Annotated in this window: 15 protein-coding genes; all 15 read right to left on the reverse strand. The window is 60.7% G+C overall.

Annotation, left to right across the window (positions count from 1 at the left end; translation table 11 throughout):
* Window positions 1–9 precede the first annotated feature (9 nt).
* The 15 genes from ACQR1E_RS32105 to ACQR1E_RS32175 all read right to left on the reverse strand — a co-directional run bounded on the left by ACQR1E_RS32105 (window position 10) and on the right by ACQR1E_RS32175 (window position 19,599).
* Window positions 10–837, reverse strand: a complete 828-nt coding sequence (locus tag ACQR1E_RS32105; protein ID WP_434872024.1) for a general secretion pathway protein GspK — start codon at window positions 835–837, stop codon at window positions 10–12.
* An 8-nt stretch (window positions 838–845) separates the two neighbouring features.
* The gene (locus ACQR1E_RS32110) at window positions 846–1,520 is read right to left on the reverse strand and encodes a prepilin-type N-terminal cleavage/methylation domain-containing protein (protein WP_434872023.1); all 675 of its coding nucleotides are present in this window, start codon (window positions 1,518–1,520) and stop codon (window positions 846–848) included.
* 9 nt (window positions 1,521–1,529) lie between these two features.
* Window positions 1,530–1,937 (reverse strand): type IV pilus modification PilV family protein, encoded by a 408-nt coding sequence (locus tag ACQR1E_RS32115; protein WP_434872022.1) that lies wholly within the window; start codon window positions 1,935–1,937, stop codon window positions 1,530–1,532.
* A gap of 17 nt (window positions 1,938–1,954) precedes the next feature.
* Window positions 1,955–2,458 carry a type II secretion system major pseudopilin GspG gene (gene gspG / locus ACQR1E_RS32120; RefSeq protein WP_434872021.1) on the reverse strand — a complete coding sequence of 168 codons (504 nt, stop codon included), beginning with the start codon at window positions 2,456–2,458 and terminating at the stop codon, window positions 1,955–1,957.
* 15 nt (window positions 2,459–2,473) lie between these two features.
* Window positions 2,474–2,944 (reverse strand): pilus assembly FimT family protein, encoded by a 471-nt coding sequence (locus tag ACQR1E_RS32125; RefSeq protein ID WP_434872020.1) that lies wholly within the window; start codon window positions 2,942–2,944, stop codon window positions 2,474–2,476.
* Window positions 2,941–4,161, reverse strand: coding sequence for a type II secretion system F family protein (locus ACQR1E_RS32130; protein WP_434872019.1), 1,221 nt, complete (start codon window positions 4,159–4,161; stop codon window positions 2,941–2,943). The genes ACQR1E_RS32125 and ACQR1E_RS32130 overlap by 4 nt, the downstream gene beginning before the upstream one ends.
* Entirely contained in the window at window positions 4,161–6,410 is a 2,250-nt protein-coding gene (gene gspD / locus ACQR1E_RS32135; protein WP_434872034.1) for a type II secretion system secretin GspD, read from the reverse strand. Before gspD ends, ACQR1E_RS32130 begins: the two co-directional genes overlap by 1 nt.
* Window positions 6,411–6,793: 383 nt before the next feature.
* On the reverse strand, window positions 6,794–7,189 hold the full coding sequence (locus ACQR1E_RS32140; protein WP_434898014.1) for a helix-turn-helix domain-containing protein: 396 nt from the start codon (window positions 7,187–7,189) through the stop codon (window positions 6,794–6,796).
* Between the two features lie 51 nt (window positions 7,190–7,240).
* On the reverse strand, window positions 7,241–7,663 hold the full coding sequence (locus ACQR1E_RS32145) for a hypothetical protein (protein WP_434872018.1): 423 nt from the start codon (window positions 7,661–7,663) through the stop codon (window positions 7,241–7,243).
* 9 nt (window positions 7,664–7,672) lie between these two features.
* A complete protein-coding gene (locus tag ACQR1E_RS32150; protein ID WP_434898015.1) occupies window positions 7,673–11,068 on the reverse strand; it encodes an RHS repeat-associated core domain-containing protein in 3,396 nt (1,131 codons plus the stop codon).
* 121 nt (window positions 11,069–11,189) lie between these two features.
* Entirely contained in the window at window positions 11,190–14,141 is a 2,952-nt protein-coding gene (locus ACQR1E_RS32155) for an FG-GAP-like repeat-containing protein (protein WP_434872016.1), read from the reverse strand.
* Between the two features lie 465 nt (window positions 14,142–14,606).
* Window positions 14,607–15,521 carry a nucleotidyl transferase AbiEii/AbiGii toxin family protein gene (locus ACQR1E_RS32160; protein WP_434872015.1) on the reverse strand — a complete coding sequence of 305 codons (915 nt, stop codon included), beginning with the start codon at window positions 15,519–15,521 and terminating at the stop codon, window positions 14,607–14,609.
* Window positions 15,508–16,362 (reverse strand): type IV toxin-antitoxin system AbiEi family antitoxin domain-containing protein, encoded by an 855-nt coding sequence (locus ACQR1E_RS32165; protein WP_434872014.1) that lies wholly within the window; start codon window positions 16,360–16,362, stop codon window positions 15,508–15,510. The genes ACQR1E_RS32160 and ACQR1E_RS32165 overlap by 14 nt, the downstream gene beginning before the upstream one ends.
* A 632-nt stretch (window positions 16,363–16,994) precedes the next feature.
* Window positions 16,995–19,034: an acyltransferase family protein gene (locus ACQR1E_RS32170; protein WP_434871928.1), complete on the reverse strand. Its 2,040-nt coding sequence runs from the start codon at window positions 19,032–19,034 to the stop codon at window positions 16,995–16,997.
* Window positions 19,035–19,479: 445 nt separating this feature from the next.
* Window positions 19,480–19,599 (reverse strand): hypothetical protein, encoded by a 120-nt coding sequence (locus ACQR1E_RS32175; RefSeq protein WP_434872060.1) that lies wholly within the window; start codon window positions 19,597–19,599, stop codon window positions 19,480–19,482.
* Between the last annotated feature and the right edge of the window lie 942 nt (window positions 19,600–20,541).

Consider the following 20,541-nt stretch of genomic DNA (forward strand, 5'->3'; position numbering starts at 1 on the left):
CGCGTCTGGTCATCGCGTCCCCCAGCTCAGCACCCAATAGGGCTGCTGCGGATTTTCCGTCAGGCGCACCGCGACGTCACCCACGACCACGCGCGACGCATGGGAAAACTCGGTCCGGATCGTGAAGGCGCGCCCACGCAGCGCCGTCATCGGGTTGCCTTCGACCGGCGCGGACCTGGCGCCATCGCGCGCGGCCAGCGTCGCTTCGGCACTCTGCGCGGTCATTCCGGGCAGCGCGCGCAGCACCTCGCGCGGCGCCAATTGCGGATCGACGAACTGCCGTCCCGAATGGACCGTGAGCGCCGGCGCGATCCCTGCAAAGATCACCGGAGTCATGTCCATCACCAGCAGCAGCTCATCGACGCTCTGGAACGGACCGTTGCGGGGATGATAGGCGGCGTTACGCGACGCGTAGTCCCGGTCCTTGGCGCCGTTCAGATGCTTCAGGGACGTTGCGGTTCGCCAGTCCACGATCTTGTCGGTCAGGTCGGCGGCGGCCCGCGCGTCCAGCCCTTCGGCCTGCAGCAGGCTGTTCAGCATGGCCTCGTCGGTCTGGTTGAGGTCGACCCGTCCGAGCTCGTCCTGAATCCTGATGCCGATCCGCGTGCCGTTGAAATCGAGCGTGTAGAGGCGGCCGTCGGCGCGCCAACGGCGGTCAGCCCTGGCATCGAGCAGACCGTCGATGGCGGCATTGACGCCGGCGTCGACGAGCGCACCGAGAGCGGCCTGATCGATGCCGTTGCGGGCAAGGCCATAGGACACGCTGCTCGACCATGACAGCGACAGTGCGATCGCCGTCAGCAGCGCGAGCCCCCAGAGAACCGACAGCACCGGCATGTCGCCCCCTATCGCCCGCGACAACGCATCGTGAGCGCGTCGTAGACACACGCCACATCGGCCTGCACCCGCGGCGCAATCACGAGCTCCGGCCAGTGACGCGCATCGCCGGGACGCATGAAGACTCGCAGCCGCACCAGACCCGGCGCCTCGCTTTGATCCTGCCAGCGCGAGCTCCAGGCCGCGTTGGCGTCGCCCGATCCTCTGGCCGCATAGCTGAGCTCGATCCGATCGATGTCGGACACCAGCAGCGTCCGCTCCGGAGCAGGTTGCGCGGCCAGTTCGGGTTGCGACTGCAGGACGAGATCGACCCGGTCAGGCTTGCGGTCGGCGAACAGCTTGAAACGGTACCGCCCCGCCCCTCCCGATACGGCCGGCGCGTCGCTGAGGAACGCGAGGCTCTCGGCTTGGCCGTCGATATCAATGCGCCGCTGCGCCGCGCCTTCGCCCAGCATCATTGGATAGAGATTGCCGATCAGCCGCCGCAGCACGTCCTGCGCCGCGAGCTCGCGCTGCAACGACTCCGCGCGGGCGCCGCCGCTGCGCCACGCCTGCAGGCCGAACTTAACGTTGTCGAACAGCAGGACCGCGAGCAGGCTGAACAGCGCCAGCGCAACGAGGACCTCCACCAGCGTGAAGCCTGCGTCGCGATCATCCGGCCCGATGGCTTGCGGTGACGTCATCGGCCCGGCTCACTGCGATCTTGCGGTTCGGGGTCCGAGGCGAAGCGTCGAGAGCGCATAGGCGCGCGAGTCCTGCCCCTCCAGCCAGCCGATCTCGACCGAGACCTGATACAGCTCGACCGGGCGTGCGTCGCCGCTTGGCGCCGACCGATAGGGCTGCATCGCAAGGCGCCACCGATAGCCATTTGCCTCGGTGCCATCGCGCGTCTCGGTGCGCAACGGAATCGAATTGCCCACCTGGGCCATGAGCGACTGCGCCAGCGCGACGGCACCAGCCACGCGCTCGGCCATGCCCGTTCGCGACAACCCGGTCGAGAACAGGCTCATCACCAAAGCGAGGCCGATCGACAGCATGGCCAGCGCAACGAGGACCTCCACCAGCGTGAAGCCGGCCTCGTCGCCGTCCGCGTGCTTCATCTCTGCCGCGGCGGGAGTCACGGCTGCCAGCTCGTCACATTGGCCGTGGCCGAGGTCTCGTCCTCGCGTCCGTCAGGCCCGAGCGAGACGATGTCGTAGGCGCCATGCTGCCCGGGGAATTTGTAGACGTAGGGCCGTCCCCACGGATCGTTCGGGACCAGGGTGCCGCTGAGATAGGGTCCGTTCCAGCTGGTCGCCGTCGCCGGCTTCTGCATCAGCGCGCCGAGCCCTTCGGCCGCGGTCGGGTAGCGGCCGCTGTCGAGGTGATAGAGGTCGAGCGCCGAGGATAGGCTGCGGATCTGGATCCGCGCCGTCTTGAGCTTGGAGTCGGAGAGATAGCTCAGCACGCGCGGGCCGACGAGACCCATGATCAGGCCGATGATGGTGATGACGACCAGCATCTCGACCAAGGTGAAGCCGGCCTCGCCATCGCGGCCTCTGCGCAAACGAAACCGGAATTGCCCGCGCCACGCGGCCACGCGCAGCCTCACCGCATCACGACATTCCATCCATCCCAGCATGATCGTCCCCTCCCCTCAACACGTCGCGGCGGTCCGCACCGTCCCCGTCAGCCATTCGACACAGAGCCTGATATGATGCCCGTTCAGCTCCAGGCTCAGATCGCCGCCGGTCGACGAGCCGTCCGGAAAGAACCGGAAGCCGCCCACGGCGGCGCCAGCGCGCGTCGCGGCCGCATAGGTCAGCTTCGCCTGGATATCCGGCGCGAAGCTGCGCAGCCGGACGACATCCGAGCTGAAGGTCCGGCGGTCGACGTCGATGTTCAAGGTCATCACGCGGTTCTGCACGATCGCAGCCGAGCGCGTGGCGCGGAGCGCCGATGCGATCTCGCCGGTCGCCGCATCCAGGCTCACCGTGTCGGCGCCGCGCGACAGCAGCGGGACGGCGGCGGACACCGTCAGCGCGAGGATGACGAGCACGGCCAGCATCTCGACCAGCGTGAAGCCGGCACTCGCTTCGTCCCGTCCTCGTGCCGCCCGCGAGCTCATCGTCCGGCCAGATCGTTGATGCTGAGGACGGCGTTCATGACCGGCATGATCAGCGCCCCTATCATGAGCGCAATGCCGACCGTCATCGCCGGCGTCAACGCCGCCATGAACCGATCGACGCTGGTCTGCAGCTGCTTCTCCAGCATCTGCGCCACGCGCAGCAGCATGCGGTCGAGCTTGCCCGCCTCCTCGCCGACCGCGATCATCTGCAGCGCCACGGCCGGCAGCGCGACCTCGTTGCGCAGCGCACGGTGCAGCGCCGTGCCTTGTTGGATCTGCTCGATCGCCTGCTCCATGCTGGCACGGAGATGGCGGTTGCCGACGACGTCACTCGCCGATTTCGTCGCCGCGATCAGCGGCACGCCGGCCATCAGCATGGTGCCGAGGGTGCGGGCGAAGCGCGCGGTGTCCTGCTGCAACAGGAAGCCGCCGAGCAGCGGCAGCCGCAGCGCGAGCCGGTCGAGACGCCGGCGGCGGCCAGGATCGGCCAGCACGAATGCGACGATCGCCCCTCCAGCAAAGATGGTGGAAACGTTGCCGACCACGATCTCGAGCCAATGCGCCTTCAAGGCCAGCATCAGCTCGATCGTCAGCGGCACGGGCTTGCCGCTCTGGGTGAAGATCGGGGCCATCGACGGGATCACGCCGCCAACGATGATCGCGAGCGTTGCGAGGCTGAGTGCGATCAGCATCGCGGGATAGATCAGCGCCGACTGGATGCGCGCACGGATCTCCGCCCGCCGCTCCAGCAGCTCGGCGAGTTCGGTCAGCACCTGCGCCAGCCGCCCGCCGCTCTCGCCGGCGCGCACGACAGCGACATAGTCGGCCGGGAAGATGCGCGGCTGGCCCTGCATCGCCTCCGACAACGGGCGGCCATTGAGGACATCGGCGAGCAGCGCCTCGACCAGGGTGCGCAGCCGCGCTGCCGAGGCCTGCGTCTGCACGATGCGCAAGGCATCGTCCATCGGGATGTCGGCCGCGCAGAGCGTGGCGAACTCGCGGGTGAAGGCCAAGAGGTCCGCGCGCGCCGCGCCGTTGCCGAACGTGATCTCGCGGTTCCACCATGCGGTGCCGGCGCTATCGGCGGCCTGCATCTGGAACGGCGACAGCCCCTGCGTCCACAGCGTCGCGCTCGCCGCATCCGCGGACGCAGCCTCGATCGTCCCCTCCGCGAAGGAGCCGTCGGTGCCGTAGGCGCGGTAGCGGAAGCGCGGCATCAGTCGAGGATCCTGCGGCCGGTGTCCTCGACGCGCCGCCGCACCGGCGGACGGCGATGCGGGCCCTCGATCGCCATGAAGTGGCGATACTCCTCGGTCACGCTGCGCGCCTCGTCGAGGCTGCGCATCACGTGCGGCCTGATGAGAATGATCAGCTCGGTCTTGCCGATGACGTTGTCGCGGCTGCCGGCGAAATTGCCGATGAACGGGATGTCGCCGATGACCGGCAGCTGGCTCCGGCCGGTGGTGCGGCCCTCCTGGATCAGCCCGCCCAGCACCAGCGCGTCATTGTCGTTCACGACCACCGATGTCCTGATCTTGCGCTGCCTGATGGTCGGCGAATCGATGTTCGACGACGTGGTCGGCGCCACGCTCGACACCTCCTGCTCGATGTCGAGCAGCACCCGCCCGCTCTCATTGATGCGCGGGATAATCGACAGGATCACGCCCGTATCCTTGTAGCTCACCGAATTGACGATCGGCGCGCCGGGCGTCAGGGTGCCGGTCGCAGACTGCGTCGTGATCGGCACCTGATCGCCGATCTGCAGCACCGCCGGCTTGTTGTCCATGACCGCCAGCGACGGCGAGGACACGATGTTGACGTTGGTGATCTGGTTCAGTGTGTCGATCGTGGCAGCGATGTTGGCCGCTGTCAGCGCGTAGGAAAAGCCGGGAAACACCGAGCTGACGGCGCCGGAGGCCGCCTCCGTCAGGGTGAATTTCGAGCTGTGCTTCTGCATGTACCATTGCACGCCGAAGCGCAGCTCGTCGTTGAGCGTGACCTCGGCGATCGTGGCTTCGATCAGCACCTGGTTCGGCATCTGGTCGAGCCGCTCGATTACCTGCAGCACGCGCTTGTAGTCTGCATTCGCCGCCTCGATCAGGATCGCGTTCTTGGCCTCGTCGGCGACGATGCGCAACCGCGGCCCATCGGCATCCGTGTCACGGCCAGATGGCGCAGCCACTGCCGCCGCCGGCGTGACACTGGGCGCGGACGTGGCCGGCGCCGGGGTCCGCAATCCTCCCATCCCGCCGCTGGACGAACCAAGCCCGCCGGTGAAGCCCGCCGACGAGCCCCCGGAGAAGCCGCCGCCGGACGAGGCCGGCCGCGACTGCACCGTCGCCTCCTGATAGTTCGGCGCCACCGTGCGCCGCCCGGCCGACGCCGTCTGCGTGTCCGCGGGGAACATCGACTGCAGCACGTCGACCAGCTCCTGCGCCCGCCGGTTCTGCACGGCATAGGTGAAGAGCTGCTTCTCGGACCCTTGCGCCTGCGCATCGAGCTTGCGGATCCAGGTCTCGGCGCGCCGCAGATACTGGATCTGCGGCGAGATCACCAGGATCGAGCGCAGCCGCTTGTTCGGCACGAACTGCACCATGCCGGCCATCGGCCCGTCGCGGTCGGAGGCGAATACGCTCTTCAGCTCGCTCGCGATCGCATCAGGCGCCGAGGTCTTGACCGGGATCAGCGCGAACGACATGCCCTTCATGGTGTCGACGTCGAACAACGCGATCGCATCCATCATCGCCGCGATCTCCTGGCGATTGCCCGACAGCGTGATCAGGTTGCGCGCATCATCGACCCGCACCACCCCACCACGCGGCGCGATCGGCTCGACGACCCGCCGAATCTCGGAGGCCGAGACATATTTCAGCTGCACCACCTGCAGCCCATTGCCGACCATCTCGCCGCCATCGGCCACGTCATCGGCGCGATACGCGCCCGAGAGCGCCGCTTGATCGGCCGCCACGACGCGATAGATGCCGCGATTGTTCACGACAGCCGCATTGTTGGCCCGCAGCGCCGCTTGGAACAGGTCGATCACCGCCGCCCGCGCCACCGGCTTCGGCGTTTGGATCGTGATCCGCCCCTCGATGCCCGGATCGACCGTGTATTTGACCCCGAGAATATCCCCCAGCACCGTCTTCGCCGCCTGCGGCGCCGGCACGTTGACGAGATTGATAGTGACCCCGTCGCCGACATCCTCGGATGTACGCGACACGGCGCTGGTCGACGGCTCACCGACGAAGCGCCCCGTACCCTCGACCATCGTCGCCGGCCCACCTTTGTTGTCATCGAGCAGCGGTGAACCGGAACTCCACCCCGCCCGAGCACTCCCCGTGGCGGACCGTATCGCCGCCTGCGCCGCCCCTCCCTGCTCTGGACCGTTCATGCTCCAGGCGAACGAGGATCTTCCCTCCTCCATGGTCTGGCACGCGGACAGCGCCAGCGCGACGGGCAGCGCAATCAACCAAATCCTGCGAACCCCGCCGCGCAATCCAATCACCCCGCCCCAAAGCAGCTTCGCTGCCCAACAACTAACAAGCGCAGTCTAGAGGGTATCGGTAGCGAGAGATATTGCTTGCAGGGCATGTCGCCGAGTCATGCACACCCTTTGCTGCAACACTTTACAATTACGCCAGATCGGCACAATTACCGGCTGCAAACTTCAAGCATCGGCCGAAGGCCGATTCCCCCGTCATCTCTAGATGGGGGCCATCAAAATGAACTCCCCCGAGCCGGCCTCGCTAATTAGGCGCACTGCCAACGTCATACCAAGTTTTGCATCACCGGACCGCCCCCTCAAGTGAGACACGATAATCTCGGTGACAGTGCCGTTGCCGCGACGTGTTATCGCGCCCTCTTTTGCGCGAACGCGGCTTCGAACTCAAGAGGCGATCGGTATCCGAGCGCCGAGCACTTGTCGTCATACGTCGCCACTGACATTAGCTTGCGGATTCTAGATTTTGGCCCTCGCTTGCCGCTCAATCCATCAGCTCCCTGCCCCCGCCACGCCTTGATCCAATCGTACAGAATCTTTCGCGCTATGCCGAGGTCGCGAGCGACAGGAAGAACACCTTCACCCCGCTCGACCCGCCTGATCGCCCTCAACTTGTAAACCGCAGGAAATTGACATCTTTCGTCTTTCTGCCACAGATCATACTCAAAATGCCTGTTACAGAAATTACCGTGTCTAGCTTGAAGGGCACAGTCCAGCACTATCACCATAAGCCCGGCAATGCACATGACCTAAGTCGGCCTTACACGACGACTCTCCGCCGAGATGCACATAGCAACTCAATTGGGAAGCATCGCCCGCAATCTATCTAGATCAACCGACGATATTGCGGCAGCCTTGCACGCTTCAGACACGCGACAAGCAAATGCCAGAACTTCGCTCGTCAAGTCGTCTATATTTGTAGTAAACTCATATACCACTCCGGCGCCGCGACGATCCTCAATACACTGTAACAGCAAGCGATTCTCCTGAGCTATAATCGTAATCCAATAAGGACCGTCCATGAACCTCAGCTGTAGCCCAGATTCACCGCTAGCGACTCGATGCAGCACCCCTACCCACCAAGCTGCAAGTACTACGACGAAGTCATTCCACCCTAGACCAGGAAACTGCTGCCCCGCCGCAAATTCGAAATACACCACGGCAGTAATCGAGCCCTTTTTGCTTTGATGCAAAGCTGCAGGATCAAAGACGATTCGCACAAAACGCTCCTAGAATTTTGGCCAAGCACTCTCTATCGTTTTTGTTGCTTTGTTGACCCACATGTCGATGTTCCCGCCCCTAAACGGCCCCCTTACAAACGTTCGTGACACCCCGTTTTCAGTTTGCGTTTGAAGTACTTCCCCTTCCTTGTAAGCATTGCGAATGGCGTTTTCAACTTGCGCGGGCGACATATCTTCCGGAAAGACGTCTTTGTTGTTGCCCGGATTCAGTCGTCGGCCACCAACCATATGTCCAGATGTCACCTCCTCCATGTCGATCTCTATCTTTTTCCACGACGGCATATTGACGCGCTGGCCAGCCACGGTTCCTCTGGGCAGCGGATCACGAGTTCGACTAATCAGCCCGTCAAAAATTCCACGCCTGTCGGGCAGCGATAAACCTGCCTGAGGTCCGGCCCCTAGACTGCTGGGATAGCCGGTGCACTCAAAACATTTTTCTTGTTTATCTGCAATCTGAGAGAGATATGGTAATTTATCATTACCAATAGCCTGCTTGTCCGTAGGCGACTGCTGCTTAACTTGCGCCTGCGCGGCATTTTTCTGCATTTGTTGCAGATTATAGCCCGTCGCAAAAGCCTCAGCGTTTTGCTTAATTTGCTGATTCCAAGCGTCCATGTCCGCTAACACTTGCGCCTGGCGGGCAGCATTTGCCGCATTATCGGCAGCCACCTGGGCTTGAAACGAGGACAAATCAACCGAAGGAAAGATAGTCGGAGACGGCAACGGCGTGTAGCCGGGACTCCAGCTCGATCCTTTCGAGGCCGCGTTCAACCCATAGAATTGAATGTTCTGATTGAGCGGAATACCGGAAGTATCGAATGGATCGAACTCACCTTCGTAGACCTGACCAGCTATTTGGTATCCCGTCGGATCAGTAAACCTAAGAGGCCGGTTAGCAGCGTAAGCGTATCGATTCCATCCCTGAGTGTTTGTTGACTGTGAGACAACGGGATCCGCACTCGTCATACGGGCAAGAATCGGATCGTAGACGCGGCCATTGAGGTGAACGAGCCCCGCGACCGACAGCTGCTCCTCTCCCGTAAAGCCGCGCGTCGACTGGCTTGTGATGCTGCCAGCCGTATCGTCGGCACCGCTGGCGAGGCGCCGCTTGCCCCAGGCGTCATACGAAAGCCGCTCCTGCACGGCCCCGTTGTCATTGGTGATGACCGCGACAGAGCCGAGATGGTCCTTGTGGAAATAGCGCATCGACGGCGTGGCCACACCCGCCTGCGTGACGCGAATGCCGACCGTTGCACCGTCGACGGATAGATAGTCCGTCCAGCTTGCCGAGACAGTGCCGGGATTGCTGACCTCCGCCATCACGCCGAAGGCAGCAACGTACAACGTCGTCGCCTCCGGCGTCACCTGCTTGAAGCGCTGATGGTCGGTATCGTCCAAAAACGAGATCGTTCGCGCGCCCTGCGTGATGCTCGAAGGCTTGTTGTAGGAGGTGTAGACTAGGCTGCGGCCCAGACCAGAGGTCTGGTTACCGTTGGCGTCATAGGTGAAGGTGGTGCTGATCGATCCGCCGGAGACGCTCATCACCGCGTGCGGCTTGGCGGAGCCGGTCGCGGGATAGCTGTAGGTCCCGACGTCGGACTTGGTCAGCAGATTGCCGATCGGATCGTAAGTGAAGGTCTTCGCCAGCGGCGTCGGCGTCAGGTTGACCGTGGATGATGTCAACCGGCTCAGTGCGTCATAGGTGAAGGTCTCGTTCAGATTGGTGTTGGCATCGGCCCGCGACAGCGGGTTGCCGCTGCGATCATAGGTGTAGCTGAAGTTCTGCACCCCGCCGCCGCTGCCGGTCGAGACGCCGGTCAGCCGTCCGGTCAGGGTATCGAAGCTGCGCGTCGTGGTCAGGCCATTGCCGGCGGTGTCCTGCGTGATCCGCAGCTCCGCATCCAGCGTGTTCGCGGTCCAGTAGGACTGGCCAGTCGTATTGTCGAGCAGCTGGTTGGCATCGCCCAAGGCGGTGTGGCCATACCGCGCGGTGAAGCCGGAGGGATAGCTGACCGTGCTCAGCAGCCCGTTGGCGTCGTAGCTCGCCCCCAACGTATAGGTCGCACCGTCGATCGTGGTCGCAACCTGAACTGGGCGTCCCAGCGCGTCATAGCTCGCGGTTTTGGCATATCCGTTGCCGGGCCCTGCGGTGATCGCGGTAGAGGCAAGCTTTCCTATGCCGTGCGCGGTCGTGTCATAGACCCAGACCGAGGTCATGTCCGGCTCAACCGACTGCACCATACGATCGAGCTTGTCATAGGTCATGGTGACCGTCTGCCCCTTGGCGTCGGTCTGGCTGACCAGCAGCCCGAGCGTGTTGTAGCTGTAGCTCCAGTTGCCGAGGTCGGGGTCCGAGCTCGCGACCTTGTTGCCCCTGACGTCATAGCTCGCGGTAACGACATTGCCGACCGGATCGGTGGTGCGCACCAGATTGCCGGCCGCATCATAGACAAAGCTCATGGTCTGGCCGAGCGCGTCGGTCACCGACACGATGTTACCCTGGCTGTTCCGCGTCACCGAGCGGGTCTGGCCGAGCGCATTGGTTTTGGTGACGCTCAGCCCGTGATAGGCGACCTGCGACACGCTGCCGTCGGGCTTGGTCTTGGTCAACGCCCGGCCCAGCACGTCATAGGTGAACGTTGTGTAGCGCGGCGTGCCGCCATTGACGAAGTACGGCCGGCTGGTCTGCGTTACCCGCCCCAGCGGATCGTAGCTGGTCGTCGCCCGGATCGTGCTCCCGTCAAAGCCCTGGCTGTCGCGTGCGATCTCACGATCGAGCATGTCGTAATAGACGACGACGAACGGCCCATTGACCGTGGTCCCGTCCGCCGCATAGGGCGTTTCCTGAACCTGATAGATCGCTCCCGTGGGGCAGGTCGCTGTTCCGCCATTGACCCCGCTGCAGAACTGGTACGCCCATTTGGTCTGAGTTCCGTCGGGTCGATTCTCCTGAATCTTGCGACCGAAGCCGTCATAGCTCCAGCTCGTTGTCAGCCCGTTCGGTCCAGTCTGCCTGGTTGGCGAACCAAATCGCGCGTCATACTGCACGCTCTCGCTTTGCCCCAGCGCATTGCTGTTCGAAGTCGCGAACTGGCCGCGTGCATCGTAGCTGCTCGCACTGCCGCGGGTGACGATGTCAGCCCCACTTACTGTCGTGGTCAGCACATTGCCGAAAGTGTCGCGAGCGTAGTCCGTCTGCAGCCGGAACGCCGGCGCTTCCGGCTCGACCACCTGTTGGATCACCATCCCCGTGGCGGCGTCGTAGGCAAACGATGCCGTTTGCGTAACCGTGCCCGCGGCCCAGCTTGGGCCACTCGCGAGCATCGAGGCAAGCGTCGAGGCAAGCGTCGCACAAACAACTCTACCTTTGATTGCATTTCTCATGACGCCAAGCCCCCAAGTCGCCGAACCAGCCAAATTGAAATATGATCGTCCCAATAGGGACACAACTCTCCCACGGCCGCGTGCGCCATGGCGCGCGGCCGTCATCTCCCCACATTTTTAGCTAGGGCGTCGCGCTAGTCACCACCGACCTGGTCAGCCGGCCCAGATACCAGAGTGTCGGATCGTTGGTATAGGTGTTCACCGTCGTCTTGCTGAACCCATCCGACGTCGACACCGCAACCTGCGTCACATTACCGTACGTGTCATACTGGTTCGATGTTGTCACGCTCGGTAGCGCGGAACCATCCAGATCCGAACCACTCGATACAGCTTGCGAGAGCTGCACGCTATACGGCGGGCTGCCGGTCGACCAGCTGACGGCCTGTGGCTGCCCCGAGATCAGAACAGTCGATGTCGCAGCATAGCTGAAGCTCTTCTGATCGATCGTCTGCGAGCCGAGCAAACTCGTCACGGATGACGCCGCCCCAGTATACGGAAAGTCCTGCCGATACGTGGTCACGCCGCTGATGCCGGTTTGCTCATCCCGTACCGTCATCTGCCGGAAACCGAGCATGCCACGACCGGTCAAATGAACTTTGGCGCCAGCGTAGGTGTAAGTCGTGCTAGCGACCCCGCCGATGCCATTCGAGCTGTCGGCGCGCGAGACAACATACATGGGCCCCTGAAAATCGACCTGGGGATAGGACGCGTTGCTATCCTTCGCGTAAACACTCGAACTCGTGAGCGGCTGATACGTGATAGCGATGTTGGCACCCGTGCCGGTCGTGATCGACGTCATCAGGTCGCCGATCGGCCCATTGCTGGTGAAGGCGTATTGATAGGGATATCCGGTCCCATCGATCAGGATGAACTCCGATCGTCCGTCACCATTGAAATCACCTCGGATCGGAATGTAGCCCGTGGGCATCGAGAATCTCAGACCGTTCGGCAGAGTTTGCGTCTGACCGGTGAAAGTCCCATCGCCATTATTCAAGAAGACGTACTGATAGGGATAGCCGTTGGTATCGACCACCAGGTAATCCGTCTTACCATCTCCATTGAAGTCGCCGATGACGGGAACCTTTCCTGTATTCTGCGCCATGTTCCAGGACCAACCATTCGGCAGCGTCTGCGTTTGTCCGATAAACGTCCCATCACCTTTGCCGACGAAGACATACTGATAGGGATAGCCACCTCCATCGATCAGAATGTAATCGGTCGTGCCGTCGCCATTAAAGTCGCCGGTGATCGGAATGAGCTTGTAGCCCGACCCTGATGTCGTATTGAAGTTCCAACCGTTCGGTAGCGTTTGCGCCTGACCTGCGAAGGTCCCATCGCCATTGTTCAAGAAGACGTACTGGTACGGATTTCCGTTGGTATCGATCAGCAGATAGTCCGTCTTGCCGTCGCCATTGAAATCACCCATGACTGGAATGTATTCGTGCGGCGTGGGCGGCGATGGCGAACTCCAGGGATGCGCTGGCCCGTACCCGGCCGTCTGCGCTGTTGAAACGGAAACCGCTGACGCGAAATTCCAACCATTCGGCAGCGTTTGAGTTTGTCCAGCGAACGTTCCGTCACCATTGCTGATGAAAACGTATTGATAGGGGTAGCCACTACCATCGATCAGAATGAAGTCGGACCTCCCGTCTCCATTGAAGTCGCCAGTGATTGGGATGAGCTGGTAGCCAGATCCAGATGTCCCGTTGAAGCTCCAGCCGTTCGGCATGGTCTGCGTCTGGCCCGTAAAGGAGCCATCCCCATTGCTCATAAACACATATTGGTAGGGATAGCCATGGACGTCGACGAGTAGAAAATCTGTCTTGCCGTCGCCATTGAAGTCACCCGTTATCTGCAGGACGCTGTCTGGCGTGCTGAAATTCCAGTTGTTCGGCAATGTCTGGGTTTGCCCGGCAAAGGTTCCATCGCCATTGTTCAGAAAAACGTACTGATAGGGATAGCCATTCGCGTCGACCAGCAGATAGTCCGCCTTACCATCGCCGTTGAAGTCGCCGACGATCGGAATCATGCCTGGATGCTGCGCAAGATTCCAGTTCCAACCGTTAGGAAGAGTCTGAGTGTTCTCAGAAAATGCGCCATTGCTCGCGCCCGCTTGCCAACCGAGGGTCGTCGCCGGCAAGCAGTTTCCGTCTCCGGCGCACATCTTCAAAGAAACAAGCTCGCTACGCTGGCTCGATCCGCTCTGCTGGTAGGCGAGCTGATAGTCGCTCACGAGACCGGACCCAACATATGTCTTGACGTTAGTCAGCCGATAGGGGAGCTGCGACCGCGAGCCGGCCTGATAAGACGGTCCGAAATCAGGACGCGCCCCGTAAACGAACTGCACCGAATTGTAGGGCGCTGTTCCTGCTACGGAGTTGCCAGTGTAGTCGATACGCAGCGGATATGCCTGCCCATTTGAAGCGTCGGCGGTGTACGCGACCGAGAAATAGTTCGTCTTGCTGTCACTCACCTTGTCAAGCCACCACAAACTTGCGGTTGCCTTGCCCTGGGCCAGAACCTGGGAATCGGCCGTATGGCCGTACTCCATTGTTTTCCCTTCCCTCGTGTGCACCTCAAACCAAGCGGGACCATTGCCGGCAGCGCCGTGGGAGACGATCTTGGAATAGGACTCGATCTCGGTGCGATACTCCGTCCCATCAGCACCATACGCTCCGCTGATCGCGACGAGTCGCCGCCCATCCAGACAAAATCGGTCATTGGCGTCATAATTGACTCCACCCCGCACGCCATCTTGCGCGACCGTCCTTGGACAGCGACCGATTGCCGACAAACCACCCAGCGACCAACCAACACCGAGCAGCCCGTTTCCTCCTTGACTATTATAGCTCAACGACAGAGACGGGCTCATGCCGACCGTTCCCGGCGGCAACGCGATCGGAATGGAGTAGTTGGCCGCCCCGACTTGGCTGACCGAGAATTGACCTGAAAGCGACAAAGCTCCTGCACAGCTTAAGGTTGTATTCGAGATACAAAAAATAGCGGCTAAACCGGCGCTCGCGATTTCTATTATGGGCCCACGCACGCCAATGCCTCGACCAAACCGGGTCAAATTCCCAAACATCCCTGCCCCCGCAGTATCTGCACAATTCGAAACATAACGGACATCATTCGCGTCTGACGATCAACGAACATTGGAACTTATTCACAACATAAAGATGAAGCCCAACTACAACTACAACCAGATTCCGCGGATGCACCAAATTTCTCCTAAAGCGTGCATCGAGAGACGGAGTCGCGTGCCACAGCAACACTGCGCGCCGCTCGTCGCCCCGTAGAGAAACTGTGTGACGGGGGTCCGGCCTTGAGATTCTCGCGGAAATCGTTGCACACATCCCAGCTACAGAAATGCCAATGCCGCTGCGCGCAATTCTTCAGATCAAGACCTCACAGTTGCCCTGTTTCGTCTGGGATCGGTTCTGTGTGCACGCAAGTCGGTGCTCGTTGACTTCAAAGCAAGCTAGGAAAAACGCGTGCAGCCCCCGGCCTAAAAAGGCAGGCGGAAGCTGCTCAGAGCTTATTTGGAAGACAGTACGCGCTCGAGGCCTGCAACGAGTTCATCGCGCTTTTCTTGAGGAAGCTTGTTGAGGTTTTGCTGGCGCCATTTTACGGCCGGCAGATCAGGAGCGGCCGGAACGCCAAGCAGATCCCAGTCCGGCTCACCCCGTTCGAACGCAATAAGGAACTTGCGGTGATCATCGGGCATCTCGTCTACGATTGCCTGGATGAGAGCCGCTCGCGCAGCAAGTAGCTCGTCTTTTGAAACCGCCTCATTGGTCATCCCCTGGAAGCCATGCAGGAATTCATCGCTGATGTTCTTGGCGGATGATCCAAGCACCTCAAACATCGGTCGATCGTGGCTCAACAGGTAAACAATGAAAGCCTTGCGGAGATCGTCCGTCACGCCCTCGTTCGCAAGGAGATCACGTATGTCAAACAGATCCCGCGGATGTTGACGATCGAGCACCGCCACGATCTTTCCGCCATACAGGTCGGCAAAGGATACGATCCGCGCCTCCGCAAAGCCAAATTCGTTTTGAACGGCAGGGGTGGCAGGAGTAAGGACGGGCTCGAATACGCAACCGCGCAGGACCGGGGTTACTTCGATCTTGATCTGGACTCCCTGCGACCTGATCACGAGCTTGATAATCGCGTTTTCTTTTTGCGTCTCGTGGACCTGGGCGCCGGGTATGGTTTGTCTGATCGTGGCCGCGATGCGTTTCATCGCGGCATCAATGTCGGCCAGAGATTTTGGTCGCGCCTCAACGGGGACGTAAGTCAGATCGATATCGACCGAAAGACGCGGCATATCGCGGACGAACAGATTGATGGCGGTACCGCCCTTGAGGGCAAAGCAATCTTCTTCCGTGACGATCGGTAGAACGCGGAGCAGAAGGGCGACCTGCTTTCTGTAGATCTCAGCGAACGCCATGGAGATCTCCCGGCACCGTTATCTGGTAGGTGGGATCGAGAACGCCTCCCCTCACGAGCATGCGCTTGCCATGACCAAGGTCAACTTTGTCTTTCTTGAGATATTTGAGCCAGGCGTGCTTGTGACGATCGGAAAAATATAAGAAGAGGCGTTTGACCTTTATGCTTGCGCAGTCGGTGAGGAGTTTCTGCAGCCGGTCGGGACGTAGATTAGCAAGACCGCCGAGCAGGGCATCGACCTGTTCAAAGCTTTCGTCTTTGGGAAGCTCGTCCAGAAGTTCGAATAGAGCGCGCTCCGGCGTCGAGAGGGTCAAAGGCCAATCCCACTGGCCCCAACTAAGCTGAGTAACATCGCCGCCTCGGAAGGCCGTGACATCGGTCATCTGCCCAGTGTCGACGTTCCAGCGAACGCTGCTTATCCCTTTTACCACGGGATCGTTTTTGAAGAGACGCCGGTCGTTGTGATAGACGAACGTGACCGTTAGCGGCAGCTTATGGAGCCAGGCTGGGGGCGCTTTCGGACCATAGAGATGCACGCGCATCGTCGATTGGGTCAGGTAGTGTGCATAGCCCTGAAGTTCGAGCGCGGTTCGTCCTCCGATGATGAGGGGCGAAAAGTTCAGGATCGTCTGAAGCGAGATCACGGCCTGTTGCCAGCTCAGGGAGCCGCGTGGACGCCGAAAGACCCCGCGAGCGGGTTGCTCAAGCCAGCCCGACTTCACGTACTGATGTTGCAACTGGGGGGAATAGCCGTGAGCCCTCAGCCAAGCAGCATCGACCAGCATCCCTTCGGGAAGCATGTCGGCGAGCTGGTTTAGAAGTTTTCCTCTCTGTCTATCCATACTTGGTAATATAACATACTCTCAAACCAAAATCCAGTTCGAGAAATCTCCGGTCTATCAAGACATTCTTGATAAATAAGAGATTTCTCAAACCATCGGCTCAAAGGCTTTGGGCCATTTTGTGCCGTAGAGAATGTGGGAGCGATTGGTAATCCTCGCCGAAATCCTCGTAACCAATTGAAAATACGTAGGTTTGCTTTGCAATCCTTGGGATGGATTGGCAAAGGCAATGAAAAGCCCGCCAGAGGCGGGCTAATTCTTTGATTTCACTTTGAAATCTTGGTTTCAGGGACGTCCAACCATCTCAAATTGCTGTTCGAGACGTCTGCTCGACCGGCTGATCGGCCGATCCGGCAGCCATTCGAAACTGGAGGGGAGGCCCAGAAGGCTTGCGCGAGGCTCCTTAGGAAGGCTGCCTCCGCGTTGAATCGCCGCGGTTATCGCTACTGCGCGCGGTAGTCATCCCTCGGCTGCCTGAAGCGCTGGGCTTCTCGCGTAGCCTTGAAATTCGGTGAACCGCCCATGAGCAAGGGTCTGACGTAGAGGGAGTCAGTCAACTGCCATTGAAAGCAAAAGGCCATTTGAGGCCACAGGGCACAAAGCTACAGGCCAGCCCTATCATGCCAGCGGAGTCAGCGGATGACTGACGGTGTTCGGCTCAGCAACTTTGGCATCGGGTTAATCCCGTGAAGAAAGCGGTTCAACTCCGGCGCCAGGCGCTGCATCACGTAGAGTGATCCTTCCGGTGTTAGGTGGAGCTCGTCCCACACTATCGGTGTCTCATCATCGGCCTTGAGCGGGCACTCCTTGTCGCGGCAGACGGCGGAGAGCACCGAGATAAACTGCACGGTTCGATGGTGACCAGCGATCTCCTTCAGGTGCGCGTCAACGGTGAAACTTGCAGGCATCACTTTCAACATCGCGCCCGTTGAAAAATGTGTGCGCTCGTAGTTCACGAGACTGGTTGCCAGCGGGGCGGGAAACTCCAGCGACGGACCTAGCATCAGCACGGGAACCCCGGCAGCTTCAGCGGCCGACAGGGTCGACTCCAGGTAGACTTCGAACTTGCTGATCGGTGCTTCCCTGCCCTCCTGGAGCTCGGCGTCGGACGGCCCAAGGGCAGCCCAGTAGTAGCGCCAATTGCCGGAGAGAATGACCGCTGTGACGCGATGGTCGCGCAGCGCGTCGCGAAAAGCCGCGTTGATCTCGTCGCAGTTCCGCGACGACGGCTGATGCAGAGCGAGGAGCGGCGCGCAAGCGCCAGAGGTCAGCTGCAGCAGGTTGAATCGTCCCGGGTCCAGATGATTACGCAGAGCCCACGCGTAGTGCGCGGCAGCGCTGTCACCGAACAGGAGGATGTTCTGCTTGTCGTCCACCGGAGTCAGGCACTCGTCGCGCCGATAGTGGGCGAATGGCTCGCTGGGTTGGAGGAAGCAGCTGGATATCCGATAGAACGGCGCCATCGCCTCGACGTTGTAGCGCAGCATCCGTTGAGCCGTTTGTGGAAAGCGGTTTGGAAAACCACCCTTCGAGAAACCTGCCACGCCCGTGACGAGCAGAATTGTCGCGGCGGTGGCGATCCAGCCCGAGCTCCTGAGTCCGAACCAAACCGGTCCGCCGCGTGCCGGCGCTTCCACGAGCCGATACGAGGCGTAGGCAAGTCCGAGCGAGCACGAGAGCAGCGCCGCGGTGGATATTGGACCGGCCCATGTGATTGGGATGGCAACGGTGCCCATCACGAATACCGGCCAATGCCAAAGGTACAACGAATAGGAGATCTTGCCCAGGAACAGGCCCGCGCGCTTGAAGGGCAGCGATACTGGCTGCCCATCCTCGCGATTGAAGGCTGTGATGAAGAACGCCGCACCGAGGCATGGGGCCAGCGCATTGAGGCCCGGAAATTTGGTCGCTCCCGTGAACATCGCGGCAGGCCCCAGCATCAGCAGCGTGCCGGACACCGCCAGCATCCATCTCCATCTGAGATCGGCGGGCGACCAGCGATCGAGCAGGAACGACAAGCTGCCGATCAGGAACTCCCACCCGCGTAGCGCCGACAGATAAAAGGCTGCCGACGCAGAGGTCTTGATCAGCAATTCGTCGGCGATGCAGAGCCCGAGCGTACCCGTCAGCAGCAGGATCAGCGATACGGGCCTGGTAGGGTTGCGAAACAGTTTGCTCCAGAGAACGGTGACGAGCGGAAATAGAAAATAGAACTGTTCCTCCACCGACAACGACCATGTGTGGATCAGAACCTTGCCGACGGAGGGCAGGTCGAAGTAGCCGGACTGGAGCCAGAAGAAGATGTTCGAGGAAAACAGAATCGTGGACACGGCGCTGCCGAAGAACATGCGGTAGTCGTCGGGAGGCGCCAGGAACCAGGCCACGATGCCCGTACCGAGCACCATCACGTAAAGGGCCGGAAGCAGCCGGCGCGCACGACGGTCGTAAAAGGCCCAGAACGAGAAGCTGTCGCGATGAATTCCAGCCCAGATCAGCCGGGTGATCAGGTAGCCGGAGATGACGAAGAAGATATCGACACCAACGAAGCCACCTTGAAAACCCGGGATGCCGTAGTGGAAGCCGATAACCAGAATGACGGCGATTGCACGCAAGTAATCGATGTCAGCCCGGAACGGGAGCCCGACACCTCCGGTTGACTGTTCGATTGCCAAGGTATCCTGCTCATGTATTCCCGTAATTCTACGGTGAGTGACATGAACCCGAACCGACAGCAATAAAATGAAACCGATGGAAATACACAACCAGTGGGCACTGTTGCAGTTGTGTGACAGTTACGGTTGCAATACGGCATGACTCGCGCGAAAGGGCGTGGTCATCGCGGCTTTGTTGCGGGATGGACGATATCCGTGGGTCCAGGCAGTGTTCGCGGACGTTTTGAGCGTAGGGTGGTGCGGTCCTGAATTCGCTGATCGCGGTCGAAGCGTCCCAATGATGCCCGTACTTTGCAGAGCTCGGGTACAAGGAAGCTCCGCCGGGCAAGCGCCGAGCTCAGCCCCCATCCCGCATCGCAGCGAAACCGCAACGGCTGGAGCGTTTCAACGGCATACGCGGCCCCATCGTCCGTCCCATCAGCCTCGTTTGCTCTCGTGAAACAGTTCAGCCAACGTGGCATCGAGCACAATCGCAAACCCGGCTCAAGGTGTCGAGCCGAACATCGAGCTTACTTGCCTCCAGCTCGCTGATCAGCGCCTGCCGGAGACCAGCCGCGTTAGCCAGTTCCTCTTGTCAAGCTTTTGCCAAGCCGAGACGCCGCAAATCGCGCGCCAAGATCTGCCGCGCGGCATGAATGTCCCGTCGAACCATGAAGCATGGAGACACATCAGAAGCGCTCGCCATATATACGTAATTGCGTATATTCAAACTGATATCCTCAGAGCGGAAAGCCTCGGCTGTGGCACGAACGCAGCTCTGAAACTGTGCAACGGCGCGGCCGAACCTGATCGCGTGGGAGAAGCGCGATGCCAAATAGCCCTTCCGGCGGGACCATTGCGGTGACGGCGATCGAGCACCACAACATTGTCATCACCGTTGCAAGCTTGATTCAAGACCCCGAGAACTCGCAGTCATCCGCAGCCTCCGCGACATTCGTCACAATGATTTTGGGAGGGCCACTTGCCGGCCAGAGATCGGAGGACCGGACTTGGAGCATGATAATCTGGAATCACGCTGGTGCGGCAAGTCGGGTTGCCGATCTCGTTGCTGAACAAGCCGGGCGATTCTGCGAGCACCATTGAACCCGTTGGTTGAGAGCACTGTGCGCGGATTCGCAACTATCAATACCGACATTCACGGGAGGTTGCGATTCGACTACGGCAACCAGAGGTTGGCACTCCCTAGGGAAGAGCCAACAATTCAAGACGTTTGCCAATTTTCCCAGCCAGAGTTCCGCCACTGAGCCACAACGACTATTTCGGTGATTGGCAAACAGGTTCGCTCAGCAATCTCACCCGGTTTGCCGCACCTCCGGCCCAGGCGCAGGCAACCTCCGACGCAGCGGATCTCAGCAGACTGCTGGCCTTCAGCCTACTTCTCGGATCCACGGTTCTTGAGCCCTTCCGGCCGCCTCTGGGGGCTTCAACGGAGTTTAGCGGCCAAGACCACCCGCCAGAGCCGCTTCAGTCTCCTAGGCCCGCGCTACGGCTTTAGGGATATGGTCAG

The organism is Bradyrhizobium sp. HKCCYLRH1030, assembly GCF_051168395.1.
Taxonomy (GTDB): Bacteria; Pseudomonadota; Alphaproteobacteria; order Rhizobiales; family Xanthobacteraceae; genus Bradyrhizobium.

Coding starts and splice junctions, on each gene's coding strand:
- ACQR1E_RS32105 (WP_434872024.1), bottom strand. CDS start 837: ATGCCGGTGCTGTCGGTTCTCTGGGGGCTCGCGCTGCTGACGGCGATC.
- ACQR1E_RS32110 (WP_434872023.1), bottom strand. CDS start 1,520: ATGACGTCACCGCAAGCCATCGGGCCGGATGATCGCGACGCAGGCTTC.
- ACQR1E_RS32115 (WP_434872022.1), bottom strand. CDS start 1,937: ATGAAGCACGCGGACGGCGACGAGGCCGGCTTCACGCTGGTGGAGGTC.
- gspG (WP_434872021.1), bottom strand. CDS start 2,458: ATGCTGGGATGGATGGAATGTCGTGATGCGGTGAGGCTGCGCGTGGCC.
- ACQR1E_RS32125 (WP_434872020.1), bottom strand. CDS start 2,944: ATGAGCTCGCGGGCGGCACGAGGACGGGACGAAGCGAGTGCCGGCTTC.
- ACQR1E_RS32130 (WP_434872019.1), bottom strand. CDS start 4,161: ATGCCGCGCTTCCGCTACCGCGCCTACGGCACCGACGGCTCCTTCGCG.
- ACQR1E_RS32140 (WP_434898014.1), bottom strand. CDS start 7,189: ATGTGCATTGCCGGGCTTATGGTGATAGTGCTGGACTGTGCCCTTCAA.
- ACQR1E_RS32150 (WP_434898015.1), bottom strand. CDS start 11,068: ATGAGAAATGCAATCAAAGGTAGAGTTGTTTGTGCGACGCTTGCCTCG.
- ACQR1E_RS32160 (WP_434872015.1), bottom strand. CDS start 15,521: ATGGCGTTCGCTGAGATCTACAGAAAGCAGGTCGCCCTTCTGCTCCGC.
- ACQR1E_RS32165 (WP_434872014.1), bottom strand. CDS start 16,362: ATGGATAGACAGAGAGGAAAACTTCTAAACCAGCTCGCCGACATGCTT.